We start from the raw sequence: 12424 nt of genomic DNA, 5'->3' as shown, positions 1-12424 counted from the left end.
CTTTGCTCTACTCGCCCAGGCGGTCGGACGGCAGGTGCTGGACGACCGCCGGCGGGGCCATGACCATCACCGCGGCGAAGGTCACGGCGCTGAGCGCCGCGAAGGCGGCCGCGGCCAGCACCGGCCCCATCTTCTGCCGGCGCGCCGGCTTGCGCAGCAGGGCCCGGGCATAGGCCAGGGCGGCGGTGTCGAGCGCGGAATCAGCAAGGTCCATGGCGACAGCATGCCCGGCGACTCGCCCCGAGGCGAGATCACAGATGTCGCACCCGCAGCTGGCCATCCCACTTGCGGTTCAGATACTCGCAGACCAGTCGCCGGTGGCAGTGATGCGGCGCGGCTTCCGAACAGAGCAGGCAGGCGCCGTCCAACTGCTCGGGCCTCAGCCGCGCCTCGATCCGCCGCTCGGCCATCAGGGCCAGGAAGCTGGTCTCGTAGACGCGCCAGTCGCCCTTGTCGCGCTTGAACGCCTTCAGGATGTCGTCTGACGGCGCCAGCAACGGTTCGTGGCGATAGGTCATGCCGCCGATCTCGCCGAGGAAGAAGGCCAGGTCGTCGGCCTTGGCGAAACCGGCCAGTTGCGAGGTGTTGTGCAGGCGCACGTCGATCACCGAACGCACCCCCGCCGACCGCAGGCGTTCGAAGAAGCCCTTGGCCGTGGTCTGGGTGAAACCGATCGTCGCGACATCCGTCACCCGACCGCTCCCAACGGGGTCTCCGCCACGGTCTCGGCGAACGCCACCTTGCGGGCCCGCTGCCGATAGGCGCGGTCGAGCCGATCGGTCGGGCTCTCGAAGATGTCTTCGTGATCCAGTCCTTCGCAGACCAGCAGGCGACGCTCCGTCTGCTCGTGCGCCTCGATCCGCCCGTCCGGCAGGATATGGGCCACCGCCGAGCCCAACGCGCGCAGCTGCCGGGAAACCAGCAAGCAACGATGGCAGTCCAATGGCTCCTGCTCGGCGCACATCATCGCTACGACATGGGTTTCGGCGCCCTTGCGAACCCGATCCAGCCCAGCCTTGAAAGCCGGCTCTCCAGCCATCGCCTCGTAGTCGGCGACGCCGTCCTCGAACAGGCGCGTTTCGGACGGGCGTCCGCCCAGGGCGTCGCCCAGGAAGACATAGGCCACGCCGATCGTCTTGAGCCGCTCGGCCAACACGTCCTTGTTGAACTGCGGCGTGTGCCTGGACCAGGGACTGGTCCTGACATCCGCCACCGCCGTCACGCCGCCCGCGTTCAGCAGGGCCTGGAAACGGTCCCAGCTGTGCGTGGAATGGCCGACCGTCAGAATGCGCGGCTCATTGGAGGGCATAGATTCCATTGACCTGAAGATAGCATCGATCCGGAGTAACGTCCCAGGCGCGCGCGAGACCTAGGCGAACGTGAGCCAATCCTCGTTTCGGGAGCAATGCGCTCGCCCCCGCCAAGCCCTGCTTATCGAACGCCTGCCTGAAATCCTTCGCCCCGACGCTGAGATTTAGTCGGTGGCCGTCGAGCGCCAGTTCCGCGCGAAGCTTGTGATCCTCCTTGTAGATCTGATCGACCAGTCTGATCCGGGCGGCGTCGATCGACAGGCCAGACAGCGAGCCGCAATGAGCGCCTGGCGGGACATAGGCCTTGCCGCCGTCGAACTTGAGATCCTTCCCGAACACCTTTTCCGGCGACAGCGCCTCCGCGCGCCGGAGAACCTGCCTGAAGGCTTCGCCTTCCAGCTTGCTCAGTTCACGTACCTTTCCGCGAACGACAATGTCCTCGGTATTGTGAGGCAGCTTGGTCTCGGGACGAACACCGTCGAATTCCAGCAGGTGCCCAGGATGAAAGGTGGTGTTGGCGCCACAGAACTTGGCTTCCCAGAAGGCTCCGGCCTTAGGTTCAGGACGGATCATGACCGCTCGTTCGAGGTCGAAACCCGCCACGCACCGCTGAGAACGGTTGTAGATCGTCACTTCCGTGACGACGACCTTGAAGCTCACGCGCGCAATCCATGAGAAAGTTCAAGCTGAGCGAACAATCTTATGGCGAGTCATGTTGGCCGCGCAACATCGGATGGCTTGGCCTGCGGCGTGGTTGCCCCTAGAAGCAAGCGGCGAAAGGCGGCGTCATGATCCTGGTCATCGATAACTACGACAGCTTCACCTACAACCTCGTCCACTATCTGAACGAGCTGGGGGCCGACACCGTCGTGCACCGCAATGACGACCTGTCGGTGCAGGAGGCCCTGGGCCTGCGGCCGAACGCGGTGCTGCTGTCGCCCGGGCCCAAGGCCCCCGACCAGGCCGGCATCTGCCTGCCGCTGCTGCGCGGCGCGCCGGAGGACCTGGCGATCCTGGGCGTGTGCCTGGGCCACCAGGCCATCGGCCAAGCCTATGGCGGCGACGTGATCCGCGCCAAAGAAGTGATGCACGGCAAGACCAGCAAGATCTTCCATAACGACCAGGGCGTGTTCAAGGGCTTGCCCAACCCGTTCATCGCCACCCGCTATCACAGCCTGGCGGTCGACAAGGCCACCCTGCCCGACGACCTGGAGATCACCGCCTGGACCGAGGACGGCGAGATCATGGGCGTGCAGCACAAGACCCGCCCGGTCTACGGCGTGCAGTTCCACCCCGAATCCATCGCCACCGAGGGCGGCCACCAGCTGCTGGCCAACTTCCTGGACCTGGCCAAGGTCCAGCGCGACGCGGCGATCTGGGTCTAGGCGATGTCGGACGCCTTCAAGCCCCTGCTGGCCAAGCTGGCCGACGGCCAGACCCTGGACGAGGACGACGCCGAGACCTTCTTCGCCGCCTGCCTGCGCGGCGAGCCGACCCCGGCCCAGGTGGCCGCGGCGGTCACGGCCATGCGCCTGCGCGGCGAGACGGTCGGCGAGATCACCGCCTGCGCCCGCGCCATGCGCCGCGCCGCCATCCACCTGGACCATCCGTATAACGTGGTCGATGTCTGCGGCACCGGCGGCGACGGCCTGCACACCCTGAACATCTCCACCGCCGTGGGCTTCGTGGCCGCGGGCGGGGGGCTGAAGGTGGCCAAGCACGGCAACCGGGCGATCACCAGCAAGTCGGGCACCGCCGACGTCCTGGCGGCGCTGGGGGTCAATATCGACGCCAGCCTGGCCCAGCAGCGTCATGCCTTGGACACGGCGGGCATCTGCTTCCTGTTCGCCCAGTCGCACCATGGGGCGATGAAGCACGTCTCGCCGATCCGCCAGCAGCTGGGCTTCCGCACCATCTTCAACCTGCTGGGTCCGCTGACCAACCCGGCCGGCGCTAGGCGCCAGGTCGTCGGCGTCTCGGCCCATCGCTTCGTCGAACCGGTGGCCAAGGCCCTCGGCGCGCTGGGGGCCGAACGGGCCTGGTCGGTGCACGGGGCCGGCATGGACGAGCTGACCACCACCGGCGAGACCGAGGTCGCCGAATGGCGCGACGGGGCCTTGCGCCTGTTCACCATCACCCCGGAGGCCGTCGGCCTGCCGCGCGCGGCCCTGGCCGACATCACCGGCGGCGAGCCCGCCTACAACGCCGCCGCCCTGACCGCCCTGCTGGACGGCGCCGTCGGCCCCTACCGCGACATCGTCATGCTCAACGCCGCCGCCGCCTTCCTGGTGGCCGACAGGGTCGAGACCCTGCGCGAGGGCGTCGAGCTGGCCGGCGCGGTGCTCGACGACGGCCGCGCCAAGGCGGCCCTGGCCGGCCTGATCGCCGCCACCAACAGCGAAACCGTCTCCGCATGACCGACATTCTCGCCCGGATCGCCGCTTACAAGCGCGAGGACGTCGCCGACCGCAAGCGCCGGCGGACCTTCGCCCAGGTCGACGCCGCCGCCCGCGCCGCCAGCAGCCCGCGCGGCTTCAAGGCGGCCCTGGAGGCCCATCACGCGCCGGGCAAACTGTCGCTGATCGCCGAGATCAAGAAGGCCTCGCCGTCCAAGGGCCTGATCCGCGCCGACTTCGACCCGCCGGCCCTGGCCCGCGCCTATGCCGAGGGCGGCGCGGCCTGCCTGTCGATCCTGACGGACGGCCCCAGCTTCCAGGGCGCCGACGGCTACCTGATCGACGCCCGCGCCGCGGTCGCCCTGCCCTGCATCCGCAAGGATTTCCTGGTCGATCCCTGGCAGGTCGCCGAGAGCCGCGCCCTGGGCGCCGACGCCATCTTGGTGATCCTGGCGATGATCGACGACGCTCTGGCCGCCGACCTGATGGCCGAGGCCGCGCGCCTTTCCATGGACGCCCTGGTCGAGGTGCACGACGAGGCCGAGATGGAACGGGCCGCCAAGCTGGGCTCCACCCTGGTCGGGATCAACAACCGCGACCTCAAGAGCTTCGTGGTCGACCTGGCCGTCACCGAACGCCTGGCCGCCCAGGCGCCCGCCGACGCCCTGCTGGTCACCGAGAGCGGCCTGTTCGTCCACGACGACGTGGTGCGGATGGAGGCGGTCGGCGCCAAGGCGATGCTGGTGGGCGAGAGCCTGATGCGGCAGGCGGACGTGGCGGCGGCGACGCGGACGTTGCTGGGATGAATGTCCCACGGCGACCGGATCGGTCGCCGGAAGGACCGCAAAGGGGTTGGGAGCGGATCCAGGGGGAATAGATGGAAGCGACAGGCGTCCTGGCCGTCGGGGAAAGTACGACCGCCCTAGCCTATATCAAGGCTCGCCGGGGTCTGTCGCCGCGGCAGGTGAAGGTCATCCTCATCGCCTGCATCTTGGCCGTCGGCATCCCTGTTGGGGCATGGACGTCCGGATCCTGGCTCGCAGCGGCAATGTCGGTCGAGTTCGCTGTCCTCGGCCTCGGCGTGGGCCTGCTGGTTATCCAGATGCTGGCGGGTCCTTCGATGCGCAAAGCCCTGGCCAAGCGCGGACAGGCCTATGAGCAGTCGCTTACGCTCCGCCTGACGCCCGAGGCGTTGGTCTATGACCTGGCGGACCTGACGATGACCGCCCGTTGGCCCTGCGTCACGGACCTCTATCAAACCCGCAAATATTGGGTTTTCCTGGTTCAAAGCAGCGCCATGGTGCTTCCGCGACGCTTCTTCACAACGCCCCAGGCCGAACGCGATTTCATCGCCGAGGCCATGTCGCGGATGACGAACGCGGCGCGTGCGAGAAGTCCGGACGCGACAAGGGTCATCGGCGAATAGCGCGAAGCGTGTCCGGCGAGAGTCGCGCCCCGGACGGTCACATGGCGCCGACCGATCCCTGCTGATTCTCCCTCCGGGCCGCCTTGCTATCGGAATCCGCACTCTTCCGTCCACGCGAGCGCCTGTATTTCCTTAGGAATTCGCCCGTTCGCCCGGAGAACACCGTTAACTTGACATCAACGAAGAACACCTAGAGAACATTCACAGAGGTTTGCGGTTTGTTCCGCGACGACTGGCGAGGCCGGACATGCTGACGCGCAAGCAGCACGAGCTGCTGATGTTCATCCACGAACGGATCAAGGAGACCGGCGTCTCCCCCTCCTTCGACGAGATGAAGGAGGCGCTGGACCTGGCGTCCAAGTCCGGCATCCACCGGCTGATCACGGCCCTGGAAGAGCGCGGCTTCATCCGCCGCCTGGCCCACCGGGCCCGGGCGCTGGAGGTGGTCAAGCTGCCGCAGCAGGCCACCGCCGCGGCGCCGCCCAAGGGGCGCGGCGCGTTCAAGCCGCAGGTACTGGAGGGCGGCGGCCAGGCTCCGGCCGCGCCGGCGCCGATCGCCGCCGACAACACCCGCGAGCTGCCGATCCTGGGCCGCATCGCTGCCGGCACCCCGATCGACGCCATCCAGCACGAGCGCGAGCGCCTGCCGGTGCCCGAAACCATGCTGGGCGGCGGCGAGCACTATGTGCTCGAGGTTCAGGGCGACTCGATGATCGAGGCCGGCATCCTGGACGGCGACTATGTGATCATCAAGAAGGGCGACACGGCCAACAGCGGCGAGATCGTCGTGGCCCTGGTCGGCGAGGAAGCCACTCTCAAGCGCCTGCGCAAGAAGGGCGGCTCGATCGCCCTGGAAGCCGCCAACCCCAAGTATGAGACCCGCATCTTCGGCCCCGACCAGGTCGAGGTGCAGGGCAAGCTGGTGGGGCTGATCCGGCGGTATCATTAGGGGGTGAAAACCCCCTCCGTCGGCTTCGCCGACAGCTCTCCCGGAGGGGGAGCAGCTCGCACAGCGTGGCTCCTCCCCCTCTGGGGGAGGTGGCCCAAAGGGCCGGAGGGGGCCTGCCGCGGCCCCGCCCTAGGTCGCCATCCCCGCCGGCCGGTTCTCCACATATTGCGGCACGTTCAGCGGCGGCAGCCAGGGTTCGCGGCGCTTGACCCAGACCTCGTACTGCGGCGTGAACTGGCCGATGGCGTCCAGCCCGCCCAGGTGGATCTCGATCTCGCCGTCGCCCTCTCCTTCGGCCGTCCAGAACAGCGGCGCGCCGCAGACTGCGCAGCCGTGGATCAGGCCGTGTTCGGCGCCCGTCCAGGCCTGCGTCTCGCCCCCGACCCGCACCTTGTCGCTCCGGAACGCCGCGAAGGCGTTGAACGGCGCGCCGTGGCGCTTGCGGCAGGTCAGGCAGTGGCACAGCCCCACCCGCAGCGGTCCGCCGGTGACGACATAGCGCACCGCGCCGCACGCGCATCCGCCCTGACGTTCCATGCCTTTTCCTCCATCGTGTCCGCCTAAACGCCAGTCGGTCCGTTCCGGCTCAAAACGCCAGCCGCCCCTCCAACTCGCCAAACGGGACCATCACGTGCTCGCGATAGGCCGGGCGGTCCTGCAGCCGATCGTACCAGGCCTGCAGGCGCGACAAGGCCGGGCGCTCGATCTCCAGCTCGAAATAGCGATAGAGGTGCGTTCCGATGGCGATGTCGGCCAGGGACAGGGTCTGGCCGCCGACGAACGGACGGTCGGCCAGGCAGGCGTCGACCTGGGCCAGGCTCTGGGCGGTCAGCTCCAGCGCCCGAGCCACGGCCGCCGCGTCGCGCTGGGCCTTTGGGGTGCGATAGCCGCCCCAGAACACGCCGGTCAGGAAGGCCGGCTGCAGCGCCGTCTGCGCCCAGTCCATCCAGCCGTCGAGGGGCGCGCGGGCGCCGGGGTCGACGGGTCAGAAGCGGTTCTCGCCATAAGTAGCCGCCAGGTAGCGCAGGATGGCGTGCGACTCCCAGACCACCACCGCGCCATCGGCGATTACCGGCACCTTGCCGTGCGGGTTCATCGCCCGAAAGGCCGGATCGTCCAGCCCGCCGAAGCCGCCGCCGGCCGGGATCAGGTCGTGCGGCAGGTCCAGTTCGCCGATCAGCCACAGCACCTTCTGGACGTTGGCCGAACTGCGCCGGCCCCATAGCTTGAGCATCGTCAGCGTTCCGAAACGCCGGTCCAGGGCCGGACGCCCCGCAGCGGCTGGGCCCAAACGATCCACCATTCGCCGCCGCGCCGATGGAGCTCGGCCGCCCCGCCGGCGGCGAAGTCGTCGGCGTCGAGCACGATCCGGTCGCGACAGGCCGGCGGCGGGGACGGCGCGGCGCCGCGCAGCACCACGATCTCGGCCTCGGCGCACATCGCGGCCAGGCTGTCGGCGTCGGGCGCGGCCTTGCTCCACGACAGGGCCAGGGCGACTGGGGCGCCGGCGGCGGGGGCGCAGGATCGCCGGTCGCAGGCGTAGAGCGGACTTGGCGCGAGGCTGTCCGGCAAAGCCAGGCCGCGCCGGCGGCTCCACAGTTCGGCCCCGAACCGGCGGGCGTCCGGGCGCAGCAGCACCGCCTCGCGGCCCTGGCGCACGGCGGCCGTGGTCCCGTCGGGGGCGATCCATGCGTCGGGCGGCGCCGCGCGCGGCCACAGAGCCACGGCCAGGGCCAGGGGCGCGCCCAGCCAGCGCAGGCGGCCACGCCACAGGCACAGCAGCATCAGCCCGACAAAGGCCAGGGCCAGGGTGAACGGCGGTCCGCTGGCCACCACCTTCTGGGCCCCGCCGGCGCTGGCGAAGCCGTCGGCGATCCCCATCATCGCGGCGATGCCCCAGCCGGCGATCGCCAGGAACGGCCGGCCCAGCCCGAAGGGCTCGAGCGCCGCGCCCAGGGCCAGGAACGGCATGATCACGAACGACGACAGCGGCGCGACCAGCAGGTTGGCCGGCAGGCCCCAGACGGCGACGCGATTGAAGTGCTGCATGGCGAACGGTCCGGTCGCCATGCCGGCCACGAAGCTGGCCCCGATGCTGACCGCCAGCCAGCTGAACCCGCCCTGGACGGCGCGGATCCACCAGGGCGCCGAGATCTCGCGCACCGGACGCGGCCACGCCTCGGCCAAGGCCACCAGGGCGGCGGTGGCGGCGAACGACATCTGGAACCCTGGCGCGCCGGCGGACTCCGGCTGGACGATCAGGATGAGCAGGGCGGCGACGGCGAGACCGTGCAGGGTAATGGCCTGGCGGTCGAACAGGATCGCGGCGAAGGCCACCGTGGCGGTGATCGCCGCGCGCAGGGCCGGCGGCGGCGCGCCGGAGATCACCAGATAGGTCCCGACGGCGGCGAGCCCCGCCAAGGCCGCGACCTTCTTGCCGGGAACCCGCAGCGCCGCCCACGGCCAGGCGGCGATCAGCAGCCGCACCAGGCCGAACGCGAAGCCGCCAACGATGGCCATGTGCAGGCCCGAGATCGACAGGATGTGGGCCAGGCCCGAGGCGCGCATGGCGTCGGTCTGGTCCTGGGTGATCCAGGCCTCGTGGCCGGTGACCATGGCCGCCGCGACGCCGCCGCGCGCCACGCCCATGTCGCCGACGATCCGGCTGGCCAGCCGCCAGCGGAAGGCGTTGACGGCCATGGCGGCGCGCAGCCGCCACGGCGGCGGATCCAGCGTGGCGGGCTGCGACGGTCCGATCGCGAAGCCGACGCCGCCCACGCCATGGAACCAGGCGTCGCGGGCGAAGTCGTAGGCCCCCGGCGCGGCCGGCGGCGGCGGCGGTCCCAGCATGGCCCGCAGCCGGATCGCCTGGCCCGGCGCGGGCAGGTCTTCGGCCTCGACGGTCACCCTCACCCGCTTGGGCGTGTCCGCAGGGGCCAGGCGGCTGATCTGCACCGGCGCGATCAGCAGGCGCGGTCCGCCCGCCCCGGGGCTGACCACGTCGACCACGAAGCCGTCGACCGTCATCACCGTCCGCTCGCCGGCCAGGATCGGCGCGGCGACGGCGTGCGAGCGGACCTTGCCGGCCAGCGCCCCGGTCGCCAGGAAGGTCGCCAGCACCAGGACGACCGACAGCCCTGTCGCCGACCGCCGTCCGATCAGCACCGCCAGAATCGCCAGCCCCGCCGCCAATCCGATCAGCACCGCCCAGGACGGCTCGGCCCTCAGTTCCAGATAACCGGCCGCGCCCAGGCCGAAAGCGACGGGCGCCCACAGCATCCAGCGCTCGCGATTGGCGTCGATCTCACCGATCAGCGAAGCTGTTACCGCTCCCACGCTGGGACGCGCGCGAAGACGCGTGCTAAGACGCGCCGCCCAGCCACCGGACATGTCCGGTGACGTCCTCGCCACATCCGTGGCCTCCAGTTCGTCAGCCTTGATCCCGATGACCCATACCCCCTCGCCCGCTTCCGGCGTCGTCACCCGCTTCGCCCCGTCGCCGACCGGCTTCCTGCACATCGGCGGCGCGCGCACGGCGCTGTTCAACTGGTTATATGCACGTCATACGGGTGGGAAGTTCCTTGTTCGCGTCGAGGACACCGATCGCGAGCGTTCGACCGAGGCCGCCGTCGCCGCGATCTTCGAGGGGCTGGACTGGCTGGGCCTGAAATCCGACGACGAGGTGGTGTTCCAGTACAGCCGCGCCGACCGCCATCGTGAGGTCGTGCAGGAGATGCTGGCCGCCGGCCGCGCCTATCGCTGCTGGATGACGGTCGAGGAACTGGCCGCTGCCCGCGAGGCCGCCCGGGCCGGCGGCCCCGCCCTGCGCTCGCCCTGGCGCGACGCCCCGCCGCCCAACGACCCCAGCCTGCCCCACGTCATCCGCTTCAAGGGCCCGACCGAGGGCACGACCCTGGTCGACGACCTGGTCAAGGGCCCGGTGACCTTCAACAACGCCGACCTGGACGACCTGGTCCTGCTGCGCGCGGACGGCGCGCCGACCTATAACCTGGCCGTGGTGGTCGACGACCACGACATGGGCGTCACCCACGTGATCCGCGGCGACGACCACCTGAACAACGCCGCCCGCCAGACCCTGATCTACCAGGCCAACGGCTGGACCCTGCCGGCCTTCGGCCACATCCCGCTGATCCACGGGCCGGACGGCGCCAAGCTCTCCAAGCGCCACGGCGCCCAGGCCGTCGGCGAGTTCGCCGACATGGGCTACATCCCCGAGGGCATGCGAAACTACCTGGCCCGCCTGGGCTGGGGTCATGGCGACGACGAGGTGTTCACCGACGAGCAGGCGATCAGCTGGTTCGACGTCAAGGACGTGGTCAAGGCCCCGGCCCGTCTGGACTGGGCCAAGCTGAACTTCATCAACGGCCAGCACCTGCGCCAGGCCGACGACGCCCGCCTGGCCGACCTGACCCTGAAAGCCCTGCAGGCCCAGAACGCCGAACTGCCGGCCGACGCCGCCGCGCGCCTGCTGGCGGTCGTTCCGCAGGTCAAGGAAGGGGCCAAGACCATCCTGGAGTTGGCCGAGCACTGCGCCTTCGCGCTGAAGGTGCGTCCGCTGGTCCTGGAAGAAAAGACCGTCAAGCAATTGACCGACGAGACCGTCGAACGGCTGACCCGCCTGCGGGCCCGGCTGGGCGCGGCGCCGGTCTGGGGCGTGTCGGAGCTGGAAACCCTGTTGAAATCCTTCGCGGAATCCGAGGGCGTGGGCTTTGGCAAGTTCGGCCCGTCGCTGCGCGGCGTCCTCACCGGCGGCTCCCAGGCGCCGGACCTGAACAAGATCATGGCCGCGCTCGGCCGCGACGAGTCTCTGGGGCGCCTTGACGACGCCCTGGCGCCGCGCGCATGAGGCGCTATAACGCAACCGCGAAATCGAAAACTGGACTGATCGTTCCACCATTGAAGGGGTCTCTCGCATGACCGACAAAGCCACGCTGACGATCGGCGACAAGAACTACGACCTGCCGATCCTCAAGGGCAGCACGGGTCCCGACGTCCTGGACGTGCGGAAGCTGTACGGCGACTCCGACCACTTCACCTTCGATCCGGGCTTCACCTCGACCGCGTCGTGCGAAAGCAAGATCACCTATATCGACGGCGACGCCGGCATTTTGCTGCACCGCGGCTATCCGATCGACCAGCTGGCCGAGAAGTCCTCGTTCCTGGAAGTCTGCCACCTGCTGCTGAACGGCGAACTGCCGACGGCCGAGGAATTCACCAAGTTCGAACGCAACATCACCTACCACACGATGCTGCACGCCCAGTTCGACAGCTTCTTCCAGGGCTTCCGGCGCGACGCCCACCCGATGGCCGTGATGACCGGCGCGGTCGGCGCCCTGTCGGCCTTCTACGCCGACAGCCTGAACGTCGATGACCCCAAGCAGCGCGAGATCAGCGCCCACCGCCTGATCGCCAAGATGCCGACCATCGCCGCCCGCGCCTTCCAGTACTCGCAGGGCCGTCCGTTCGTGACGCCGCGCAACGAGCTCAGCTACTCGGAAAACTTCCTGCGCATGTGCTTCTCAGTGCCGGCCGAGGACTGGGTTCCCAACCCCGTCCTGACCCGCGCCATGGACCGCATCTTCATCCTGCACGCCGACCACGAGCAGAACGCCTCGACCTCGACCGTCCGCCTGGCCGGCTCGTCGGGCGCTCACCCGTTCGCCTGCATCGCCGCCGGCATCGCCTGTCTCTGGGGCCCGTCGCACGGCGGCGCCAACCAGGAAGCCCTGGAGATGCTGGAGGAGATCGGCTCGGTCGAGAACATCCCCGCCTTCGTACAGGGCGTGAAGGACAAGAAGTACAAGCTGATGGGCTTCGGCCACCGCGTGTACAAGAACTTCGATCCGCGCGCCAAGGTTATGCAAAAGACCTGCTACGAGGTCCTGGAGCAGCTGGGCATCAACGACCCGCTTCTGCACGTGGCCATGGAGCTGGAGAAGGTCGCCCTGAACGACCAGTACTTTATCGACCGCAAGCTGTACCCGAACATCGACTTCTATTCGGGCATCACCCTGCGCGCCATGGGCTTCCCGACCAACATGTTCACCGTGCTGTTCGCCCTGGCCCGCACCGTCGGCTGGATCAGCCAGTGGAAGGAAATGTTCGAGGATCCCTCGCGCAAGATCGGCCGCCCGCGCCAGCTCTACACCGGCGCGACGCAACGCGACTACGTGCCGGTCGAAAAGCGCGGCTGAACGCCCCGACAGCTCTGAGTTGGAAAAGGCCTCGCGACAGCGGGGCCTTTTTGTTTTGCGGAGTCGGCCTCCTCAGCCCTACGTCCGAAGGGCGGTCGGCCTAGTCGTCCGCTACCGGCAAAAGTTTG

General features: G+C 69.1%; 15 protein-coding genes. 7 read left to right on the top strand and 8 right to left on the bottom strand.

All coding sequences use genetic code 11. The features are described from left to right. Positions 1 to 7: 7 nt before the first annotated feature. Genes EV278_RS23895 through EV278_RS03240 form a run of 4 tightly spaced genes read right to left on the bottom strand, consistent with a single transcriptional unit; the run spans position 8 to position 1970 of the window. Entirely contained in the window at positions 8 to 214 is a 207-nt protein-coding gene (locus EV278_RS23895; protein WP_019847545.1) for a hypothetical protein, read from the bottom strand. Positions 215 to 251: 37 nt separating this feature from the next. Next, positions 252 to 692, bottom strand: coding sequence for a DUF488 domain-containing protein (locus tag EV278_RS03250; protein ID WP_132086617.1), 441 nt, complete (start codon positions 690 to 692; stop codon positions 252 to 254). Continuing rightward, the gene (locus tag EV278_RS03245; protein WP_243692059.1) at positions 689 to 1309 is read right to left on the bottom strand and encodes a DUF488 domain-containing protein; all 621 of its coding nucleotides are present in this window, start codon (positions 1307 to 1309) and stop codon (positions 689 to 691) included. The genes EV278_RS03250 and EV278_RS03245 overlap by 4 nt, the downstream gene beginning before the upstream one ends. Continuing rightward, entirely contained in the window at positions 1296 to 1970 is a 675-nt protein-coding gene (locus tag EV278_RS03240; protein WP_132086613.1) for a hypothetical protein, read from the bottom strand. Before EV278_RS03240 ends, EV278_RS03245 begins: the two co-directional genes overlap by 14 nt. A 128-nt stretch (positions 1971 to 2098) precedes the next feature. On the opposite strand from EV278_RS03240, the gene EV278_RS03235 reads away from it, so the two are divergent. The 5 genes from EV278_RS03235 to lexA all read left to right on the top strand — a co-directional run bounded on the left by EV278_RS03235 (position 2099) and on the right by lexA (position 6081). Next, positions 2099 to 2695, top strand: a complete 597-nt coding sequence (locus EV278_RS03235; RefSeq protein ID WP_056750160.1) for an aminodeoxychorismate/anthranilate synthase component II — start codon at positions 2099 to 2101, stop codon at positions 2693 to 2695. A gap of 3 nt (positions 2696 to 2698) precedes the next feature. Beyond that, positions 2699 to 3727: an anthranilate phosphoribosyltransferase gene (gene trpD, locus EV278_RS03230; RefSeq protein ID WP_132086611.1), complete on the top strand. Its 1029-nt coding sequence runs from the start codon at positions 2699 to 2701 to the stop codon at positions 3725 to 3727. Next, on the top strand, positions 3724 to 4512 hold the full coding sequence (gene trpC, locus EV278_RS03225) for an indole-3-glycerol phosphate synthase TrpC (RefSeq protein ID WP_132086609.1): 789 nt from the start codon (positions 3724 to 3726) through the stop codon (positions 4510 to 4512). The genes trpD and trpC overlap by 4 nt, the downstream gene beginning before the upstream one ends. Positions 4513 to 4583: 71 nt before the next feature. After that, positions 4584 to 5132: a YcxB family protein gene (locus tag EV278_RS03220; protein ID WP_132086607.1), complete on the top strand. Its 549-nt coding sequence runs from the start codon at positions 4584 to 4586 to the stop codon at positions 5130 to 5132. Between the two features lie 247 nt (positions 5133 to 5379). After that, positions 5380 to 6081 carry a transcriptional repressor LexA gene (lexA, locus tag EV278_RS03215; RefSeq protein ID WP_132086605.1) on the top strand — a complete coding sequence of 234 codons (702 nt, stop codon included), beginning with the start codon at positions 5380 to 5382 and terminating at the stop codon, positions 6079 to 6081. Positions 6082 to 6210: 129 nt separating this feature from the next. On the opposite strand, the gene EV278_RS03210 is transcribed toward lexA, so the two are convergent. The 4 genes from EV278_RS03210 to EV278_RS03200 are packed head-to-tail and all read right to left on the bottom strand — an operon-like array spanning position 6211 to position 9471. Beyond that, positions 6211 to 6618: a GFA family protein gene (locus tag EV278_RS03210; RefSeq protein WP_132086603.1), complete on the bottom strand. Its 408-nt coding sequence runs from the start codon at positions 6616 to 6618 to the stop codon at positions 6211 to 6213. A 49-nt stretch (positions 6619 to 6667) separates the two neighbouring features. Continuing rightward, positions 6668 to 7027, bottom strand: coding sequence for a glutathione S-transferase C-terminal domain-containing protein (locus EV278_RS24260; protein WP_243692058.1), 360 nt, complete (start codon positions 7025 to 7027; stop codon positions 6668 to 6670). 39 nt (positions 7028 to 7066) lie between these two features. After that, complete coding sequence (locus EV278_RS24255) at positions 7067 to 7315, bottom strand: glutathione S-transferase N-terminal domain-containing protein (protein ID WP_243692057.1); 249 nt, start codon at positions 7313 to 7315, stop codon at positions 7067 to 7069. A 2-nt stretch (positions 7316 to 7317) separates the two neighbouring features. Continuing rightward, positions 7318 to 9471, bottom strand: a complete 2154-nt coding sequence (locus EV278_RS03200) for a ComEC/Rec2 family competence protein (protein ID WP_132086601.1) — start codon at positions 9469 to 9471, stop codon at positions 7318 to 7320. A gap of 55 nt (positions 9472 to 9526) precedes the next feature. Here EV278_RS03200 and gltX point away from each other — a divergent pair, with 55 nt between their 5' ends. Further along, positions 9527 to 10948: a glutamate--tRNA ligase gene (gene gltX, locus EV278_RS03195; RefSeq protein ID WP_132086599.1), complete on the top strand. Its 1422-nt coding sequence runs from the start codon at positions 9527 to 9529 to the stop codon at positions 10946 to 10948. A 67-nt stretch (positions 10949 to 11015) separates the two neighbouring features. Further along, positions 11016 to 12296, top strand: a complete 1281-nt coding sequence (gene gltA / locus EV278_RS03190; RefSeq protein ID WP_132086597.1) for a citrate synthase — start codon at positions 11016 to 11018, stop codon at positions 12294 to 12296. Positions 12297 to 12424 lie beyond the last annotated feature (128 nt).

This window comes from Caulobacter sp. BK020, assembly GCF_004342605.1.
Taxonomy (GTDB): Bacteria; Pseudomonadota; Alphaproteobacteria; order Caulobacterales; family Caulobacteraceae; genus Caulobacter.
This window is presented reverse-complemented; position numbering and strand designations above follow the sequence as displayed.